Genomic DNA, 18,959 nt, shown 5'->3' with positions numbered 1-18,959 from the left:
AAAAAGTGAGCGTTCCGGCCGCGCAGGCCGGAGGCTTCACGCCGCCGCTTCGGCCAGCGCGGCCAGCGCCGCGGACACCTGCGCATCGGCCACGCCCTCCACGGGCGCGATGTGGCCCGCGAGCGCGCCCAGGCCTTCGCGCTGCAGCCGCGCGATGGCCTGGCCAGCCTCCTTGGGCGCATCGAAACCGGTGCTCTGCAGCAGCAGGCGGCCATCGGCATCCACCAGCTTGAAGTAGAACCTGCCGTCGGATTCGCGGTACTGCTTGAACGAGGGCAGGGCGGCCTTCGCTGCCTTGGCGGGCTTGGCTGCGGTGGTGGCCTGCGCCAGGCTGCGCAGGCCCACGGCCGAGCGCAACTCGCGGATGAACGGCGTGGCCAGGGCGCGGGCCCGCTCGGCGCCGGCCAGCAGCGTGGCTTCGATGCGGGCGGGGTTGTGGATCAGCTCCTCGTACTGCGCGCGCATGGGTGCGATCACCTGGTCCACGCGTTCGAGCAGCGTGCTCTTCGCGTCGCCCCAGGCAATGCCGTCGGCATAGGCCTTGCGCAGCGCCTCGGTCTCTTCGGGCGTGGCAAAGGCCTGGTAGATCTGGAACAGGGCCGAGCCGTCCACCTCCTTGGGCTCGCCGGGCGCGCGCGAGTCGGTCAGGATGCCGCCGATCAGCTTCTTGAGCTGGTCGCGCGAGCTGAACAGCGGGATGGTGTTGTCGTAGCTCTTGCTCATCTTGCGCCCGTCCAGGCCGGGGAGCGTGGCCACATGGTCGTCGATGGCGGCTTCGGGCAGCACGAAGTGCTCGCCGTACAGGTGGTTGAAGCTCGCGGCCATGTCGCGCGCCATCTCGATGTGCTGGATCTGGTCGCGGCCCACGGGCACCTTGTGCGCCTTGAACATCAGGATGTCGGCGCCCATGAGCACCGGGTACATGAACAGGCCCGCCGTCACGCCGTCGTCGGCCTCGCGCCCGGCAGCGAGGTTCTTGTCCTGCGATGCCTTGTAGGCATGGGCGCGGTTGAGCACCCCCTTGCCGGTCACGCACGACAGCAGCCAGTTCAGTTCGGGAATCTCGGGGATGTCGGACTGGCGGTAGAAGGTGACGTGGTCGGGGTTGAGGCCCGCCGCCAGCCAGCTGGCCGCGATCTCCAGCGTGGAACGCTGGATGCGCACCGGGTCCTCGCACTTGATCAGCGCATGGTAGTCGGCCAGGAAGTAAAAGCTCTGCACGTTGGGCGACAGGCTGGCCGCCACCGAGGGGCGGATCGAGCCCACGAAGTTGCCCAGGTGGGGCGTGCCCGTGGTGGTGATGCCGGTGAGAAAACGCGTGGTGCTCATGGGGACGGTGTCAGCAAAAAGGAGAGAAGAATCAACGCAACAGGGCTGTCAGCGGGGTGAGCAGAAACTGGATGACGGTATAGCCCACCGACATCAGCGGGCGCAGCCACAGCGCGCCCACCACACCCGCCACCACCAGGGCCAGCACGATGAAGAAGCCGTAGGGCTCGATGCGCGAGACCATGTGCGCCTGCTTCCAGGGCAACAGGCCCACCAGGATGCGCCCGCCGTCGAGCGGCGGCAGCGGAAACAGGTTGAAGGCCCACATCACCAGGTTGACCAGCACGCCGGCGCGCGCCATCTCGATGAAGAAGCGTTCGTCCACACCCGAGCCCACCAGCGCCACCAGCAGCACGGCCCAGCCGATGGCCTGGATGAAATTGGACGCCGGCCCGGCCAGCGCCACCCAGATCATGTGCCGCTTGGGGTTGCGCAGGTTGCCGAAGTTGACCGGCACCGGCTTGGCGTACCCGAACAGGAACGCGCCCGAGGTCGCGAAGTACAGGAGCAGCGGCATCAGGATGGTGCCGACCGGATCGATGTGCTTGAGCGGGTTGAGCGTGATGCGCCCCATCATGTACGCGGTGTTGTCGCCGAAGTGGCGCGCGGCGTAGCCATGGGCTGCCTCGTGCACCGTGATGGCAAACAGCACCGGCAGGGCGTAGATCAGAACGGTTTGGATGAGATTGGAGATGTCCACCCGTCGATTGTCTCAGACGCACGCAACACGCCCACGCGGCCAGGGGAAAGCCCAGGCCGTGCAGGAAGGGTGATGCGGTTGTGCGACAGCGTTACACCCTCCGCGCCCATTCGTTGATAGCATGTGGCACGGAGTAACAAAATGCATCGCAGGTTTGGGGTGCTGTTTCTCGTTGCGCTGCGGACCATACTCATACAAAACACCCTTTCGGAGACATCCCGTGCCCCTGGATCACCTCAAAATCGGAACCCGCCTCGTACTGGCCTTTGGCGGCATAGCGCTGCTGATGGCGTTGATCATGGGCATGGGTTTGTCGCGCATCAGCCGCGCTGAAGACGCTTACCGCAGTGCGGTGTCCACCGCCGCGGACGGCGAGCGCGCCGCCAAGTCCACGCAGGCGCGCGAGCACCTGTCCGGTGCACGCTCGTGGATCGTGGGCGGCGGCATCGCGGTGTTCGCACTGTCGCTCGTGGCCTTCCTGACCCTGCGCAGCGGCATCGTGAGCCCGCTCAACCAGGCCATCCTGATCGCCGAGACCGTGGCGTCGGGCGACCTGAGCCAGGAGTTCAGCTCCGACCTCGAAGGTGACTTCGGGCGGCTGCTCGACGGCATGGGCACGATGGAGGACACCCTGACCGAGCTGGTCTCGCGCATCAAGCAAAGCACCGACTCCATCACCGCATCGGCCGCCGACATCGACCGTGGCAACAGCAATTTGTCGCGCCGCGCCGAAGACCAGGTCTCGTCCCTGACCGAAACCGCCGCCAGCATGGAAGAGCTGACCGCCACCGTGCGCCAGAACGCCGAGCGCGCACATTCGGCCAGCGGCTTGGCCGTCAAGGCATCGGCCATCGCCGAGCAGGGCGGCTCCGTGGTGGGCGAGGTGGTGCAGACCATGCAGGCCATCAGCGGCAGCTCGCGCAAGATCGTGGACATCATCCAGGTGATCGAAGGCATCGCCTTCCAGACCAACATCCTGGCGCTGAATGCCGCGGTGGAAGCCGCCCGCGCCGGCGAGCAGGGCCGCGGCTTTGCGGTGGTGGCCAGCGAAGTGCGGAGCCTGGCGCAGCGCAGCGCGGTGGCCGCGCGCGAGATCAAGGCGCTGATCAGCGCATCGGTCGAGCAGGTGGAAAGCGGTGCGGGCCAGGTGGGCAAGGCCGGCAAGACCATGGAGGAGATCGTGGTTGCCGTCGGCCAGGTCAGCACCCTGCTGGGCGAGATTTCGGTGGCCCTGCGCGAGCAGAGCGAGGCCATCAGCCATGTGAACGCCGCCGTATCGCACATGGACGGCGCCACGCAGGAGACGGCGGCCCTGGTGCAGAACGCGGTGGCCACGGCCTCGGCGCTGTCGGCACAGGCCAGCGATCTGGAGCAGGCGGTCGGCGCGTTTAAGTTGTAGCCCCCTGAGCCGCTGCGCGGCTTCCCCCTCAGGGGGACGCTACCCCTGGACTGGCGGAGCCAGATCCACGGTGGCACTGGCCTTGGGCCGCGCCAGTTTTGGGCGCTGCAATCCAAAAAAGGACTCTGAGGCTCAGCACTTTCTGCACAGGCGCAGAGGAGGGGCCGAGACTTTGGTTCTACAACCCCAGCGCCTGCAAACTTCCGCGGCCTTCGCGGATGACTTCGGGGTCTCCGCCGGTGCCCATCGGGGTCAGGTCGATCACGGTGGTGGGCTCCAGGGGGCAGGCGCCGGCGTCCACGATGGCATCGAGCAGTTTTTCGTAGCGCGCGCGGATGTCCTGGGGGTCGTTCAGGGGCTCGGTTTCGCCCGCGGGGATCAGCGTGGTGGCCAGCAGCGGGGCGCCGTGCAGCTCCAGCAGCAGTTGCAGGCCCTTGCGGTCGGGCACGCGCAGGCCGATGGTCTTGCGCGAGGGGTGGCTCACGCGGCGGGGCACTTCCTTGGTGGCTTCCAGGATGAAGGTGTAGGGGCCGGGCGTGCCCAGCTTGAGCAGGCGGTACTGCCGGTTGTCCACGCGGGCGTAGTTGGCCAGCTCGGACAGGTCGCGGCACAGCAGCGTGAGGTGGTGCTTGTCGTCCACCTGGCGGATGCGGCGCAGGCGGTCCACCGCGTCCTTGTCGTCCAGGTGGCAGACGAGTGCGTAGCTCGAGTCCGTGGGCACGGCCACGATGCCGCCCTTTTGCAGCAGCAAGGCGGCCTGCTTGAGCAGGCGGGGCTGGGGATTGTCGGGGTGGGCTTCAAAATACTGGGCCATGGTGGGGCGGTCTCAAGGGTTCACAAAAATACGAAGTGCACGGCGCGTAACGGCCGACCCGCTGCAGTCGAGGCCCGTGCACCGCACAGTGCGGTCTCGGCCCTTCGGTCCGCCGACCGGGGCGCACCCCACGCTGCAGACGGCCGGTGGTGCACGCTGCGCCGCGCAGCGGCTGGCTGCGCCAGGGCGGGTTCTATCGCTGGATTTTGTCGGCCAGCAACTCCCACACGGGTGTCAGCTGGCCCGGCAACATCGGCAGCGTGCCCAGGTCGGTGTGCGATTCGTCGGGGCTGTGGAAGTCGCTGCCGCGCGAGGCGGCCAGGCCGAACTCCTCGGCCATCGCGGCGTAGGTCACGTATTCGGGCGCGCTGTGGCTGCCGGTGACCACCTCCACGCCGCGCCCGCCGTGCTGCTTGAATTCGGAAAACAGCGCGAACTCTTCATTGGCGCTGAACTTGTAGCGGGCCGGGTGGGCGATCACCGCCATGCCGCCGGCCTCGGTGATCCAGCGCACGGCGTCGCCCAGCGCTGCCCAGCGGTGCGGCACATAGCCGGGCTTGCCTTCGGTCAGGTACTTGCGAAAGACCTCGGGCGTGTCGCGGCAGACGCCGGTTTCCACGAGAAAGCGGGCAAAGTGCGTGCGCGAGATCAGCGCGGGGTTGCCCACGAACTGCAGGGCGCCCTCGTAGGCGTTGTGGATGCCCACCTGCGCCAGCTGGGCCGCCATGTCCTTGGCGCGTTCGCCGCGCCCGCCGCGCGTAGCGGCCAGGCCGTCGACGAGCTGGGCGTTGTCGGGGTCGAACCCCAGGCCCACGATGTGCACCGTGGTGTCGGCAAAGGTGACGGAAATCTCGACGCCCGTGAGGTAGGGCATGCCCTGGGCGCGCGCTGCGGCCAGGGCGCGGTGCTGGCCGCCGATCTCGTCATGGTCGGTCAACGCCCACAGCTCGACCCCGTTGGCCTTGGCGCGCGCGGCCAGGTCTTCGGGCGTGAGGGTGCCATCGGATACGACGGAATGGCAATGCAGGTCGGCGTTGAGAATGGTTGTCACCGGTTCATTTTAGGGCTTGTACCGATAACGCGCGCTGCCGAACCCAGCAACACTGCCAGTAGGGGCATGGGCCCATGCTGCGCACCGGTGCCTTCGGCGTCGCCGCAGCGGCAGCGCGGTGATCCGCGCTGCGCCAAGGAGTGAGCATGAAATTCAACGACCTGCGCGTGGCCCACAAGATGTGGAGCGTTGTTCTCGGTCTGCTGGCACTGATGCTGGTGACCACCCTGTGGACCCAGTGGTACGGCCGACAGGTCTCCGCCGCCACCGAGCAGTCGGTCGACAAATACGAGGAAGCGATCACCACCGCCGTGACCTGGCGGGGCCTGGCCGAGGTGGCGGTGACCATGTCGATGGCCAGCTTCGTCACCACCGACCAGGCCCTCAAAGCCGATTTCGATGCCCGCGTGGCGGCGCTGACGGCGCGCATCACGCCAGTGCAGGAGCAGATTGGCAAGACCTCGGTGTCCGCAGCGGACAAGGCCGCACTGGCCAACGTGGCCGCCGCGCGCGCGGACATCCGGGGCCAAACCGACAAGCTCAAGGAGCTGACCGACGCGGGCGATGCCGCCGTCAAACAGGCGTACCTGGCCAGTACCTACCGGCCCAAGGCCGTGGCGTACCTGGCGTCCATCGACAAATTCGTGGCCGCGCAGCAACTGCAGCGCGACGAGGCCGTGAAGGCCGCCCGCGACACACGGGGCAATCTGGTGGTGATCGGCCTCACGGCGGCGGTGGGCGTGGTGCTGCTGGGCATGCTGATGGCATCGCTCCTGGTGCGCTCCGTCACGCGGCCGCTGGACCGTGCCGTGCTGCTGGCCGAGGCGATCTCGGCGGGCGATCTGACCCAGAACATCCACGACGACCGCAAGGACGAGCTCGGCACGCTCACCCGCGCGCTGTCGTCCATGTCCGAGCGCCTGCGCGGCGTGGTGGGCGAGGTGCGCACGGGCGTCAATTCCGTGTCATCCGCATCGGTGGAGATCGCCAACGGCAACCACGACCTGTCGGCCCGCACCGAGCAGACGGCCTCCAACCTGGAAGAGACCGCGGCCAGCATGGAGCAACTGACGGCCACCGTGAGCCAGTCGGCCGACACCGCCCGCCAGGCCAACCAGCTGGCCAGCACCGCAGCCCAGGCCGCAGCGCGCGGCGGCGAAGTGGTGGGCCAGGTGGTGACCAGCATGCAGCAGATCACCGACAGCAGCAAAAAGATCAACGACATCATCGGCGTGATCGACGGCATCGCTTTCCAGACCAACATCCTGGCGCTGAACGCGGCGGTGGAAGCAGCCCGCGCCGGCGAGCAAGGCCGCGGCTTTGCCGTGGTGGCCAGCGAAGTGCGAAGCCTGGCCGGGCGCAGCGCCGAAGCCGCCAAGGAGATCAAGGCGCTCATCGGTGCCTCGGTGCAGAACGTGGAATCCGGCTCGGCCCAGGTGGCACAGGCCGGGCAGACCATGCAGGAGATCGTGGCGAGCGTGCAGCGCGTGAGCGACCTGATCGGCGAGATCACCGCATCGTCGACCGAGCAACGCGACGGCATTGCGCAAGTCAACCAGGCCGTGACGCACCTCGATCAGATGACGCAGCAGAACGCAGCGTTGGTGGAGGAGTCCACAGCCGCAGCGACCTCGATGCGCGACCAGGCACAGCGCCTGGCCGAAGTGGTGGCGGTGTTCAACGTGGGTGCGATGGCGGTGCATGCACCCGCCCCGTCACGCCAGGCCTCCCGGCCCGCCCCTGCGGCAGCACCCCGGCCGGCATCTTCAGCCACGCCCCGCATAGGCGGCACAGGAGCCAAACCTGCCGCGTCCGCCTCTACCGCCCGGCCCCCCGCCACCAAAGCCCCGGCAGCCCCGCGGCTGGCGTCTTCCAAGCCCGCCGCGGCATCCAAGGCCGCAGGGACCGCAACGGCCCCATCCAACGCACCGGCACCCCGTGCGACAGCAGGAGGCAACGACGATGACTGGGAAAGCTTCTGACAGGGCGCCCGATCCCGGATGGCGGCCCTGGCCGCTACCGAATTGATAGCTGCTGGCGCGGATCAGCCGTGCGGTAGCGGCAATTTTTAGCGAAACCCAGCCCGTGCGCTGTCATCGGCAGGCTCGGTAGGCCGCCTGCGACTCGGGCGCGCGGCCAGCGTCTGTCTGCCGTTCCCGGGGTTTCTGAATGCGGGTTTCTCCCGGTGAATGGCTGGCGCAAGAGGGTGCCTGGCTGGCGTAGGCTATGGGTTGTTGCTGATGTAATCGAATGTTTCCGGGCGAGCCGCGCCTTGCATGAACACACAACAGATCCACCAGGGAAAAACCATGCAATTCGACAATATCCGCGTCTCCCGCAAGCTGTGGGGCGCATTTCTGGGCCTGATGATCGGCATGCTGCTGCTCTCGGGCTTTGCGCAGAACCGGGCCAACACGTCCATGTCTGCCGCCATTGATGCGGTGGTGGAGATCGAGGCACGCATCTCGTCGGCCGTGCGCTGGCGGGGCTCCACTGAAACCGCGGTCACCATGGTCATGGGCGGCGCGGTCACCACCGACGCGGTGCTGGCCGAGCAGTACGGCGCCAAGGTCAAGGAAATCATCGGCTCCATCAACAAGGTGCAGGAAAGCATCGTCGCCACGGCCACCGCGCCGGAAGAAAAGGCGTCGCTCGACAAGGTGCTGGACGCGCGCAAGGCCGTGCTGGCCGCCACCGCCAAGACCTGGGAGCTCAAGGGCGCAGGCGATGCTGTGGCCACCCAGCGGTTTGCGGACGACGAGTTCGCGCCCCTGGTCACCAAGTACCTCAAGGCCCAGGACGACTTCGTGGCCACGCTGGAAAAGCGCCGCGATGCCATCCGCGCCGACGCCACCGCGCGCCGCGTGGAGTACGCCATCTGGGGCATCGTCACCTCGCTCGTGCTGATGGCGGTGGGCTTGTTCCTGGCGTGGAAGCTGGTGCACTCCATCACCGTGCCGCTGAACCAGGCGGTCGAGAACATCGACGCCATCGCCGCAGGCGACCTCACGCGCGAGATCCAGTCCACCCGCAAGGACGAGTTCGGCCACATGCTGCGCGCGCTGTCGTCCATGTCCGAGCGCTTGCGCGGCGTGGTGGGCGAGGTGCGCACGGGCGTCAATTCCGTGTCATCCGCATCGGTGGAGATCGCCAACGGCAACCACGACCTGTCGGCCCGCACCGAGCAGACGGCCTCCAACCTGGAAGAGACCGCGGCCAGCATGGAGCAGTTGACGGCCACCGTGAGCCAGTCGGCCGACACCGCCCGCCAGGCCAACCAACTGGCCAGCACTGCAGCCCAGGCAGCAGCGCGCGGCGGCGAAGTGGTGGGCCAAGTGGTGACCAGCATGCAGCAGATCACCGACAGCAGCAAAAAGATCAACGACATCATCGGCGTGATCGACGGCATCGCTTTCCAGACCAACATCCTGGCACTGAACGCCGCGGTGGAAGCAGCCCGCGCCGGCGAGCAAGGCCGGGGCTTTGCGGTGGTGGCCAGCGAAGTGCGCAGCCTGGCCGGGCGCAGTGCAGAGGCCGCCAAGGAGATCAAGGCGCTGATCGGTGCCTCGGTGCAGAACGTCGAATCGGGCTCGGCCCAGGTCGCTCAGGCCGGGCAGACCATGCAGGAGATCGTGGCGAGCGTGCAGCGCGTGAGCGACCTGATCGGCGAGATCACGGCATCGTCGACGGAGCAACGCGACGGCATTGCGCAGGTGAACCAGGCGGTCACGCACCTCGATCAGATGACCCAGCAGAACGCGGCGCTGGTGGAGGAATCGACAGCCGCAGCCACCTCAATGCGCGACCAGGCGCAACGCCTGGCCGAAGTGGTGTCGGTATTCAACGTCGGCGCTATGGCTGTGAGCGCACCAGCCCCGGCACCACGCCCCGCACCCGCCGCGCCCAGGCCTGCCGCCGCGGTCAAGGCCGCCGCGCCTGCCGCACGCGTCGCCGCACCGTCCAAGCCTGCCAGCGCAAACGCCAAGGCGCCAGCCGCGCCCCGGATCGCATCATCTGCCGCCCCGGCAGCCCGCCCCACAGCCCCGCACGCGCCAGCCCCGTCGCCCGCACCCCGTGCTACGGCCCAGGGCGGCGATGACGACTGGGAAAGCTTCTAAGACGTCCGAAGCTCCGAATGTTTACGCGAGCTTCAAGAACAAAAAAACGAAAAAAAAGGCAGCCTCGGCTGCCTTTTGCTTTGGTGTGTCACTGAAAAAAAGGATCTGCGCATGCCCCTGGTCAACATCCGCCTCGCCCGACGCGACATCCCCACCACGTCCGCCCAGAAGGCCGCCCTGATCGCGGGCGTCACCCGCCTTCTGCAGGAAGTGCTGGACAAAAAACCCGAGACCGTGACTGTCATCATCGACGAGATCGACCCTGACAACTGGGGCGTGGGCGGCGAGCAGGTCACCGTAGTGCGCCAGCGAAGCCGAGGTCCGTTGCAGGCCTGAACTTGCACTTATCGACCTTTTCGACCGACGTTCGGCCCCTGCGGATGCCGGCGTGGCCGATAGAACTCCGCAACTGTCGCAGCGCAAGCCAGCGGCAGCCGCGCAAGGGCCGCCCCGCCGCGCTGGCTGCGTCCCACTTCCCGAATCGCGCAGCGATTCGAGAGAAGGGGGATGGCGCGAAGCGCCTCAGGGGGTTGTCACTGAACCTCAGCGCCCTCCACCAAAAACTGCACCTTGCGCTCACCCTTCCACTCGTTCACATCCAGCCGAAACGCCAGCAGCACCCGCGCCGGCAACTGCTCGGTGTGGCCGAACCAGATCGCGTCCACGGGGTGGCCCTGGTGCATGAGCTTGATCGACAAATGGTTCTTCGCCTCGCCCACGAGGCGCTGGCTCACGATCTGCACTTCCTCGCTGAACGTTGGGGGCAAGAAGCCCTGGCCCCAGACCTCGCGGTGCAGGGTGTCCACGATGTCGGCGCGGCAGTACTCCGCCGACAGCGGGCCGTCCGTCTCGATGCGGCGGGTGAGGGTGGAGGCATCGAGCCACTCCTGCGCCACCTGGGCCAGTGCCTGCTCGAAGGTGTCGAACGAGTCCGCATCCACCGTGCAGCCCGCCGCCATGGCGTGCCCCCCGAACTTCAGCAGCACGCCCGGGTGGCGCTTGGCCACCAGGTCCAGCGCATCCCGCAGATGAAAGCCGGGGATGGAGCGGCCCGAGCCCTTGAGCTCGTGCGATTTGCCCGGCGCGCTGCTGGCGGCAAACACGAACGTGGGGCGGTGCAGTTTGTCCTTGATGCGGCTGGCCACGATGCCCACCACGCCTTCGTGAAAATCGGGGTCGAACACGCTGATCGCGGGTGGCGGCTCCTCGCTGTCGTCGAACAGGCTCTCGGCCATCAGCATCGCCTGCTCGCGCATGCCGCCCTCGATCTCGCGGCGCTCGCGGTTGATGCCGTCGAGTGTGGCGGCCAGCTCGGCGGCGCGGCCCGCATCATCGGTCAGCAGGCATTCGATGCCCAGTGTCATGTCGGCCAGGCGGCCTGCGGCGTTGATGCGCGGGCCCAACGCAAAGCCGAAGTCGAACGTGGTGGCCACGGGCGCCTTGCGGCCCGCGGCGTGGAACAGCGCCGCCACGCCGGCGGGCATCTGGCCCGCGCGGATGCGCTTGAGGCCCTGGGCGACCAGGCGGCGGTTGTTGGCGTCGAGCCGGACCACATCGGCCACGGTGCCCAGCGCCACGAGAGTCAACAACGGGTCCAGCTTGGGTTGGGTGGCCGCATCAAAAACACCCCGCGCCCGCAACTCGGCCCGCAGCGCCAGCAGCACGTAGAACATCACGCCCACGCCGGCCATGGACTTGCTCTCGAACGTGCAGCCGGGCTGGTTGGGGTTGACGATGGCGTCGGCCGCCGGCAGCGCGGGGCCCGGCAGGTGGTGGTCGGTGACGACCACGGTCAGGCCCAGCGCCTTGGCTTCGGCCACGCCGTCCACGCTGGCGATGCCGTTGTCCACGGTGATCAGCACATCGGCCCCGCGCTCCTTCACGCGGCGCGCAATGCTGGGCGTGAGGCCATAGCCGTCCGTCACGCGGTCAGGCACCAGGTAGTCCACCTGCTGCGCGCCCAGCATGCGCAGGCCGCGCACGCCCACGGCGCAGGCGGTGGCGCCGTCGCAGTCGTAGTCGGCCACGATCACCAGGCGCTGGTTCTGCGCCATGGCGTCGGCCAGCAAGCGGGCGGCGTCGCCAATGCCCTTGAGGCCCTGGTCGCCGCTGGGCGGCAGCAGCCGGGCCAGGCCGTCGTCCAGCTCGTCCTTGGCCCGCACGCCACGCGCTGCGTACAAGCGTGCCAGCAGCGGGTGCACGCCGGCCTGCTCCAGCGCCCAGGCGGCACGGGGGGGAATGTCTCTTGCTATTATTTTCATAGCTGGTGGCGCAGGTCCATAAAGCGGGAGGGCTTGAAAAAGCCTTGAATGCGCTGGGTGAGCGTGCGCGGGGCGGAATGAAAGGCCAGGGCGCTGCGCTCGCCGCACAGCGTGAGTTGCACGGGGGTGCCGGCCTCGGCCTGGCGCAACAGGTCGGCTACGGGGCCTGCGTCGAGCGCGGCCCACGCCGTGCGCCAGGCGCGCCAATCGTCGCGCAGTGCGGCGTCACGCAAGGTGGTGGGCAGGATGGGGTTCACGGCCTTGGATGCGGCTGGAGGCAAAGCCTCTGGCAGCACACCCGCGCCATGGACCCAGAACGAGTTGACCACCGGCAGCCCGCGCGCCGATCGCTCGTCGTTGAAGGCATGGGTGTAGAGCAGCATCTGCATCTCGCTGTGCAGTCGGTGCAGGGTGCGGGCAGCGGGCTCGGCACGGGCGTCGGGCATCCAGGCGCGCACATCGCGCAGCAGCACACGCTCAAGCGATGCGGTGGCGAGCTGCGCAAACAGCGCGCCGCTGGCCAGCCAGCGTGTGGGCTGGTCGTAATGCAGCGTGATGCCGTCTTCGGCAAACCAGGGCGAGACGATGGCCAGCAGCGCGCGCGACGCCGCCTCGTCCAGGCCCAGCGTTTCAGGGTCGCGCAGGGTGACGTGGTCGGTGGTGACTTGCCACTGGCAGGGCGTGAAGAACGCCCATGCCTGTCCGACGGCGGCCAGGCCCTGCTGGTGGCGGTACCAGGCGGCCCAGGGGATGCGCCCGTCCTGCGCGGGCAGGCCCAGGTTGCGCGCCAGGGCGCGTTCATGGGGCGTGGAGAAGCTGGTGTCTTCGCCGTTGTCGCTCAATGCGGGCAGGGGGCTGAGCCGGGCCAGGAGCCTGTCCAGGTGGGGCAGGGCCAGGTCCTGCAGGGCTTGCTGGCATCCCTCGGAAGCGCTTGCGGCATAGGGAATGAGCAAATGGGTGGTGTCCGACATCCCCCTATTGTCCGGGATGCCACAATCTGCCCCGCCCCGACCAGACATTCCGCGCTGCCGGGGCCTCTTCTTTTTGATCCATGAAAATCCCCTACGAACTGGCCCTGGGCTGGCGCTACACCCGCGCCGGCCGCGCCACCCGGCGCAACGGCTTCATCTCGTTCATCTCGGGCGTGTCCATGCTGGGCATCGCGCTCGGGGTGGCCGCCCTCATCATCGTGCTGTCGGTGATGAACGGCTTTCAGAAGGAAGTGCGCGACCGCATGCTCAGCGTGGTCTCGCACATCGAGATCTTTGCGCCCCAGGGTGCCGCGCTGCCCGACCCGGCGCTCACGCTGGCCGAGGCCAAGAAGAACCCCAATGTGGTGGGCGCCGCGCCGTTCGTCTCGGCCCAGGCGCTGCTGGCGCGCGGCGAGGACATGAAGGGCGCGCTGGTGCGGGGCATCGACCCGGCGCTGGAAGGCGCGGTGACCGACCTGGCGGCCACCAATGAAAAGACGCTCAACCTGCTCGTGCCCGGAGAATTCCGGGTGGTGCTGGGCGGCGAGCTGGCCCGTGCCCTGGGTGTGCGCGCTGGCGATGTGGTCACGCTGATCGCCCCCGCAGGGCAGGTCACCCCGGCGGGCGTGGTGCCGCGCCTCAAGCAGATGACGGTGGCGGGCACCTTCGACTCCGGCCACTACGAATACGACTCGGCCCTGGTGCTGCTGCACCATGAGGACGCACAACGCATCTTCCGGCTGGAAGGCCCCACCGGCGTGCGCCTGAAGCTCAAGGACCTGCACCAGGCCCGCGAAGTGGCGCAGCAACTGGCCAACAGCCTGAGCGGCATGCTGCTGGTGCGCGACTGGACACAGCAAAACCGCACCTGGTTCGCCGCCGTGCAGCTTGAAAAGCGCATGATGTTCATCATCCTCACGCTCATCGTGGCGGTGGCTGCGTTCAACCTGGTCTCTACCCTGGTGATGACAGTGACCGACAAGCGCGCCGACATCGCCATCCTGCGCACCCTGGGCGCCAGCCCCAAAAGCATCATGGGCATCTTCGTGGTGCAAGGCGCCATGGTCGGCGTGATCGGCACCGCGGTGGGCCTGCTGCTCGGCCTGGGTATCGCCTTCAACATCGACGTGATCGTCCCGGCCATCGAAAAGGCCCTGAACGCGAGCTTCCTGCCCAAGGACATCTACCTCATCAGCAAGATGCCCAGCGAGCCGCAAAGCAGCGACATCGTGCCCATCGGGCTCATCTCCCTGGTGCTGGCCTTCGTGGCCACCCTGTACCCCAGCTGGCGCGCCAGCCGTGTGAACCCTGCCGAGGCGCTGCGCTATGAGTGACAAGAACAACAACTACAACAACGACACCGGCCACGCCGCCCCTGCTGCGGGCGCCGTGGTCCTGGAAGCCAAGGGCCTGACCAAGCGCTTCACCGAAGGCCGGCTCGACGTGACCGTGCTCAAGGGCGTGGATCTGCAGATCCGCGCGGGCGAGACCGTGGCCATCGTCGGCGCATCGGGCTCGGGCAAGAGCACCATGCTGCACCTTCTGGGCGGCCTGGACGCGCCCACCGCGGGCAGCGTGCGCCTGAAAGGCGAGGCGATGTCGTCACTGTCGGCCGAGCGCCAGGGCCAGCTGCGCAACCAGCACCTGGGCTTCATCTACCAGTTCCACCACCTCTTGCCCGAGTTCAGCGCGCTGGACAACGTGGCCATGCCCCTGCGCATCCGCCGCATGCCCGACGCCCAGGCCCACGAGCAGGCCGCCCAGGTGCTCGCGTCGGTGGGCCTCAGGGAGCGCGTGCACCACCGCCCCGCCGAACTCTCCGGCGGCGAGCGCCAGCGGGTCGCCATCGCTCGGGCCCTGGTCACCCGGCCCGCCTGCGTGCTGGCCGACGAGCCCACGGGCAACCTCGACAGGTCGACCGCCGATGGCGTGTTCGAGCTGATGCTGCAGCTGGCGCGCGACCATGGCACCGCGTTCGTCATGGTCACCCACGACGAGTCGCTGGCCGCGAGGTGCGGGCGGGTGGTGCGGCTGGTGTCGGGGGTTTTGGGGTGACCCTGGCTCGGCGGAGACTGTGAGACTCCAGCGCTTTAATTCAGGCACCGCGGGAACAAAGCGCTAGGCAAAAGTCATCACAACAACCGCCCCAACGCCTTGAGCACATTCTCCGCCGTCGCAGGTGCCGTCAACACCACCGGCGCTTCTTGCGCTGCTGCATCGCCAGCGCGCCCGGCAGCCACCGCGTTGCGCAGCGCCTCGTACACGCTGATCGCCAGCATGAACGGCGGCTCGCCCACGGCCTTGCTGCCGCCCACGTTGTCTTCGCGGTTGGCCTCGGGCCACAGGTTCACGCGGAAGTGGGCAGGGATGTCGCCCGTGGCCGGGATCTTGTACGTGCTGGGGGCGTGGGTGGCGAGATACCCCTTGTCGTTCCACACCAGCTGCTCGGTGGTGAGCCAGCCCATGCCCTGCACGAAGCCGCCTTCGATCTGGCCGATGTCGATGGCCGGGTTGATGCTGTGGCCCACGTCGTGCAGGATGTCCACGCGCGTCACACGGCTCTCGCCGGTGAGGGTGTCGATGACGACTTCGGAGCATGCCGCGCCGTAGGCGAAGTAGTAGAACGGCCGGCCCGTGAGCGTGGCCTTGTCGTAGTGGATCTTGGGCGTGCGGTAGAAGCCGTCGCTCCACAGCTGGATGCGGTTGGCGTACGCTTCTTTGACCACGTCGTCGAACTGGCGCACATTTTTCGGCGAGATCACCTGCCCGCCTTCGAAGCGGATCGCACCCGCGCCGCAGGTGTCCAGCCCCGACACGAAGGCTGCGAGGTTGTCGCGCACGTTGCGTGCTGCGAACTGGGCGGCGCGGCCGTTCAGGTCGGTGCCGCTGCTGGCGGCGGTGGCGCTGGCGTTGGGCACCTTGCTGGTGTCGCTGGCGGTGACCAGCACGCGGGCCAGCGGCACGCCCAGCTCGTCGGCCGCGATCTGCGCAACCTTGGTGTGCAGGCCCTGGCCCATTTCGGTGCCGCCGTGGTTCACCTGCACGCTGCCGTCGGTGTAGACGTGCACCAGCGCGCCGGCCTGGTTGAACAGGGTGGCGGTGAAGCTGATGCCGAACTTGACCGGCGTGATCGCGAGGCCGCGCTTGAGCACAGGGCTGGTGGCGTTCCACGCCGCGATCGACGCCTGGCGCTGGCGGTAGTCGGCGTCGCGCTCGAGCTGGGGCAAAAGCGCGTGCAGGATGTTGTCCTCCACCGTCATCTGGTAGTGGGTGACGTTGCGGCCTTCGGATGCGTCCTTGCCGTACAGGTTGACCATGCGCACGTCCTGCGCATCCCGGCCCAGCGCCCGCGCGATGTCGCCCAGGATGGCCTCGATCACGATCACGCCCTGCGGGCCGCCGAAGCCGCGAAACGCCGTGTGGCTTTGGGTGTTCGTCTTGCAGCGGTACGAGGCGATCTCCACATCGCTCAGGTAGTACGCGTTGTCGCTGTGGAACACGGCGCGGTCGGCCACGGGGCCCGACAGGTCGGCGGAAAAGCCGCAGTTGGCCGCCATCTGCAGCTTCAGGCCCGTGATGCGGCCGGTGGCGTCAAAGCCCACGTCGTAGTCGTACGCGAACGGGTGGCGCTTGCCGGTGACCATGAAATCTTCGTCGCGGTCCAGGCGCAGCTTGATGGGGCGGCCGAATTTGTTCGCGGCCACGGCCGCCCACACGGCCAGGTGGCCGGCCTGCGTCTCTTTGCCGCCGAAGCCGCCACCCATGCGGCGGCATTCGACCTTGACCGCGTGGTTGTCGATGCCCAGCGCGTGCGCCACCCAGTGCTGCACTTCGCCCGGGTGCTGGGTGCTGGAGTAGATCCACCACTGCCTTTGCTCCAGCGGCAGGGCGTAGGCGATCTGGCCTTCGAGGTAGAAGTGCTCTTGCCCGCCGACTTCGAACTGGCCGCTCAGGCGGTGTTCGGACGAGGCCAGGCCTGCGGCCGCGTCGCCCCGGCGCACGAACACCGGCGGCAGCACATAGCTTTGGGCCGCCAGTGCGTCCTGCACGGTGAGCACTGCGGGCAGGGGGGTGATGTCGAGCTTCACGGCCCGCACCGCGCGGCGCGCCTGCATCACCGAATCTGCCACGACGAGGCCGATGACCTGGCCGATGTGCTGCACGGTGTCGATGGCAAACACGGGCTCGTCGTGCGCGAAGGCTGCGAGCAGCTTGTCACCCGGCACGTCGGCCGACAGCACCACGCCGCGCACGCCGGGCAGGGCGAGGGCGGCGGCGGCATCCACGCCGTTCAGCGTGCCGTGGGCCACGGTGGAGAGGATGGGCGCGGCGTACAGCGTGCCCTTCACCTCGGGCAGGTCGTCGATGTAGTGGGCGGCCCCGGCCACCTGGGCGCGCGCGCTTTCATGGATGTGGGATTGGCCCATGGCGCGCAGGCTGGGGGCGGGAACCGGGGCGGAGGGTGCGCCGGCAGCCGTCGGGGGCTGCGGGTCGGCGGCGTGGGCGTCGGCCGCTGCCACCATGGGGTCGTCGCCGGCGTCGCGGCTCACGGGCAGGCTGGTGGGGCCGTTGTCGCGCTGGTTCATACGGTGGCCTCCAGGCGGAAGTTCTCCACGCTCACCGCGTCTTCGCCTTGGCTCTCCAGCCAAAAGCGCTGCAGCAGGCTGGCGAGCACAGTGCGGCGGTAGGCGCCGCTCGCGCGCATGTCGGAGATGGGGTTGAACTCTGCCTGCAGCGCCTGCACCGCGTTGTGCACAGTGTCGGCATTCCAAGGCTGGCCTGTGAGGGCGGCTTCGGTCTGGCGCGCACGTGCGGGTGTGGCCGCCACGCCGCCGGCGCCGATGCTGGCATGGCGCACCATGCCGGCGTCGATGTCGAGGTTGATGACCAGGCAAACGGCCGAGATATCGTCGTCGAACCGTTTGGAAATTTTGTACGCGCGCAGCGCCTCGGTCACGCCGGGGCGCGGCACGACGATGCGCACCAGCAGCTCATCGGCCGCCATCACGTTCTGGCGGTAGCCGGTGTACAGGTCTTCCAGCGGCAGCATGCGCTCGCCGCGCGCAGTGCTGGCCAGTACCACCTGGGCGCGCAGCGCGATCAGCAGCGGCATGGAGTCGCCAATCGGCGAGCCGTTGGCCACATTGCCACCCAGCGTGCCCGAGTTGCGCACCGGCAGGCCCGCAAAACGCGCGGCAAAGCTGTGCAGCTGGGGCCACTGGGCCTTGAGCACCGCGAACGCCTCGGTCAGCGATACGGCGGCGCCGATGGCGATGTGGTGCGCATCCCGTTGCACCTGGCGCAGCTCGGCCGCGCGGGTCACATCGAGGATGCTTTCGTACTGCTTGTGCTGCTTGGTCACCCACAGGCCGACATCGGTGCAGCCGGCCACCACCTGCGCGCCGGGGTGGGCTGCGCGGGCTGCCAGCAGTTCAGGCAGTGTCGTGGGGGCGATGTAAGAAGAATCAGGCGCTGCCGCTGGCCCTGATTCATTCATTTGCTGCAATTTTTGTAGCAATAGCGGTTCGTTGACTGCGACGGCGGGCAGGGTCGCCATCTGTTGCGCCGCATCGAGGATGGGGCGGTAGCCGGTGCAGCGGCACAGGTTGCCCGAGAGGTCTTCCTGCGCCATCTCGCGGGTAATCGGCTGGTGGGTGGCGCAGCCTGCCGCCTGGATGGGCACCACGTGCCGCTGGTACATGCCGAACAGGCTCATCACAAAGCCGGGGGTGCAGAAGCCGCACTGAGAACCATGGCACTGCACCATGGCCTCTTGCGCGGGATGCAGGCTGGTTGTCGATGTGACGCGGGGTGCCGGTTCATCCGCCGGCTGAATCAGCGGGTCTTCCGCCAGGTCTTCCACCGTCCACAGCGCCATGCCGTCCACCGAATGCGCCAGGCGTATGCAGCTGTTCACCGCGCTGTAGTGCACCTGGCCGTCGCGCGGCTCGCCCAGTACCACCGTGCAGGCGCCGCAGTCGCCCTCGCCGCAGCCTTCCTTGGTGCCCGTGCAGCCCAGGTCTTCGCGCAGCACCTCCAGCAAGGTGCGGTCGGGCGGTATGTGGTTCAGCACCACGGGCTGGCCGCGGCGGATGAAGCGAAGGGGGCGGTGGGGCGTCGTCATGCGTGGGCGGCCCGGGGTCCGGGCAGGTAATCGTCAGAAGGATAGTTCCAGAGCGTATGCGCACCGCGCAGCGCCCACATAAGCGCGAGCGTATAACGAGGATGCCCGGCGCGCTATGGGTTTTTATGGCGTCGGCATCTTTGACATTGAACCAAACCGTTCCGCTTGAGCCCTTCGACAGGCTCAGGGCAG

14 protein-coding genes are annotated in these 18,959 nt (G+C 68.1%); 6 read left to right on the top strand and 8 right to left on the bottom strand.

Features of this window, described 5'->3' with window-relative positions; all coding sequences use genetic code 11:
* Window positions 1–36 precede the first annotated feature (36 nt).
* Together ACIGHN_RS06520 and ACIGHN_RS06515 are read right to left on the bottom strand one after the other, a co-directional pair.
* Complete coding sequence (locus ACIGHN_RS06520) at window positions 37–1,329, bottom strand: tryptophan--tRNA ligase (protein ID WP_396503721.1); 1,293 nt, start codon at window positions 1,327–1,329, stop codon at window positions 37–39.
* A 31-nt stretch (window positions 1,330–1,360) separates the two neighbouring features.
* Complete coding sequence (locus ACIGHN_RS06515) at window positions 1,361–2,029, bottom strand: site-2 protease family protein (RefSeq protein ID WP_056416426.1); 669 nt, start codon at window positions 2,027–2,029, stop codon at window positions 1,361–1,363.
* A 220-nt stretch (window positions 2,030–2,249) separates the two neighbouring features.
* Between ACIGHN_RS06515 and ACIGHN_RS06510 the strand changes: the two genes are divergently transcribed.
* The gene (locus ACIGHN_RS06510; RefSeq protein ID WP_396503719.1) at window positions 2,250–3,428 is read left to right on the top strand and encodes a methyl-accepting chemotaxis protein; all 1,179 of its coding nucleotides are present in this window, start codon (window positions 2,250–2,252) and stop codon (window positions 3,426–3,428) included.
* A 178-nt stretch (window positions 3,429–3,606) separates the two neighbouring features.
* Here ACIGHN_RS06510 and ACIGHN_RS06505 read toward each other — a convergent pair whose 3' ends face one another.
* Both ACIGHN_RS06505 and ACIGHN_RS06500 read right to left on the bottom strand, forming a co-directional pair.
* Entirely contained in the window at window positions 3,607–4,242 is a 636-nt protein-coding gene (locus ACIGHN_RS06505) for an L-threonylcarbamoyladenylate synthase (protein WP_056416419.1), read from the bottom strand.
* A 193-nt stretch (window positions 4,243–4,435) separates the two neighbouring features.
* The gene (locus tag ACIGHN_RS06500) at window positions 4,436–5,293 is read right to left on the bottom strand and encodes a 3',5'-nucleoside bisphosphate phosphatase (RefSeq protein WP_056161763.1); all 858 of its coding nucleotides are present in this window, start codon (window positions 5,291–5,293) and stop codon (window positions 4,436–4,438) included.
* Between the two features lie 146 nt (window positions 5,294–5,439).
* Between ACIGHN_RS06500 and ACIGHN_RS06495 the strand changes: the two genes are divergently transcribed.
* The 3 genes from ACIGHN_RS06495 to ACIGHN_RS06485 all read left to right on the top strand — a co-directional run bounded on the left by ACIGHN_RS06495 (window position 5,440) and on the right by ACIGHN_RS06485 (window position 9,747).
* A complete protein-coding gene (locus ACIGHN_RS06495) occupies window positions 5,440–7,275 on the top strand; it encodes a methyl-accepting chemotaxis protein (protein WP_396503716.1) in 1,836 nt (611 codons plus the stop codon).
* A 327-nt stretch (window positions 7,276–7,602) separates the two neighbouring features.
* Window positions 7,603–9,411, top strand: a complete 1,809-nt coding sequence (locus ACIGHN_RS06490; protein ID WP_396503715.1) for a methyl-accepting chemotaxis protein — start codon at window positions 7,603–7,605, stop codon at window positions 9,409–9,411.
* Window positions 9,412–9,522: 111 nt separating this feature from the next.
* A complete protein-coding gene (locus ACIGHN_RS06485; RefSeq protein ID WP_396503713.1) occupies window positions 9,523–9,747 on the top strand; it encodes a 4-oxalocrotonate tautomerase family protein in 225 nt (74 codons plus the stop codon).
* A 197-nt stretch (window positions 9,748–9,944) separates the two neighbouring features.
* On the opposite strand, the gene recJ is transcribed toward ACIGHN_RS06485, so the two are convergent.
* Window positions 9,945–11,672: a single-stranded-DNA-specific exonuclease RecJ gene (recJ, locus tag ACIGHN_RS06480; RefSeq protein WP_396503711.1), complete on the bottom strand. Its 1,728-nt coding sequence runs from the start codon at window positions 11,670–11,672 to the stop codon at window positions 9,945–9,947.
* Window positions 11,669–12,643 carry a phosphoglycerate mutase gene (locus tag ACIGHN_RS06475; RefSeq protein ID WP_396503709.1) on the bottom strand — a complete coding sequence of 325 codons (975 nt, stop codon included), beginning with the start codon at window positions 12,641–12,643 and terminating at the stop codon, window positions 11,669–11,671. Before ACIGHN_RS06475 ends, recJ begins: the two co-directional genes overlap by 4 nt.
* An 80-nt stretch (window positions 12,644–12,723) precedes the next feature.
* On the opposite strand from ACIGHN_RS06475, the gene ACIGHN_RS06470 reads away from it, so the two are divergent.
* Both ACIGHN_RS06470 and lolD read left to right on the top strand, forming a co-directional pair.
* Entirely contained in the window at window positions 12,724–13,977 is a 1,254-nt protein-coding gene (locus ACIGHN_RS06470; protein ID WP_056420665.1) for a lipoprotein-releasing ABC transporter permease subunit, read from the top strand.
* On the top strand, window positions 13,970–14,698 hold the full coding sequence (gene lolD / locus ACIGHN_RS06465; RefSeq protein WP_396503707.1) for a lipoprotein-releasing ABC transporter ATP-binding protein LolD: 729 nt from the start codon (window positions 13,970–13,972) through the stop codon (window positions 14,696–14,698). Before ACIGHN_RS06470 ends, lolD begins: the two co-directional genes overlap by 8 nt.
* Window positions 14,699–14,775: 77 nt before the next feature.
* On the opposite strand, the gene xdhB is transcribed toward lolD, so the two are convergent.
* Together xdhB and xdhA are read right to left on the bottom strand one after the other, a co-directional pair.
* Window positions 14,776–17,229 (bottom strand): xanthine dehydrogenase molybdopterin binding subunit, encoded by a 2,454-nt coding sequence (xdhB, locus tag ACIGHN_RS06460; RefSeq protein WP_396503706.1) that lies wholly within the window; start codon window positions 17,227–17,229, stop codon window positions 14,776–14,778.
* Window positions 17,226–18,767 carry a xanthine dehydrogenase small subunit gene (gene xdhA, locus ACIGHN_RS06455; protein ID WP_396503704.1) on the bottom strand — a complete coding sequence of 514 codons (1,542 nt, stop codon included), beginning with the start codon at window positions 18,765–18,767 and terminating at the stop codon, window positions 17,226–17,228. The genes xdhB and xdhA overlap by 4 nt, the downstream gene beginning before the upstream one ends.
* Between the last annotated feature and the right edge of the window lie 192 nt (window positions 18,768–18,959).

The sequence above is a fragment of the Acidovorax sp. NPDC077693 genome (assembly GCF_044542805.1).
Classification (GTDB): Bacteria; Pseudomonadota; Gammaproteobacteria; order Burkholderiales; family Burkholderiaceae_C; genus Acidovorax.
The sequence above is the reverse complement of the archived record's forward strand: the minus strand, read 5'-3'. Positions and strand labels throughout refer to the sequence as shown.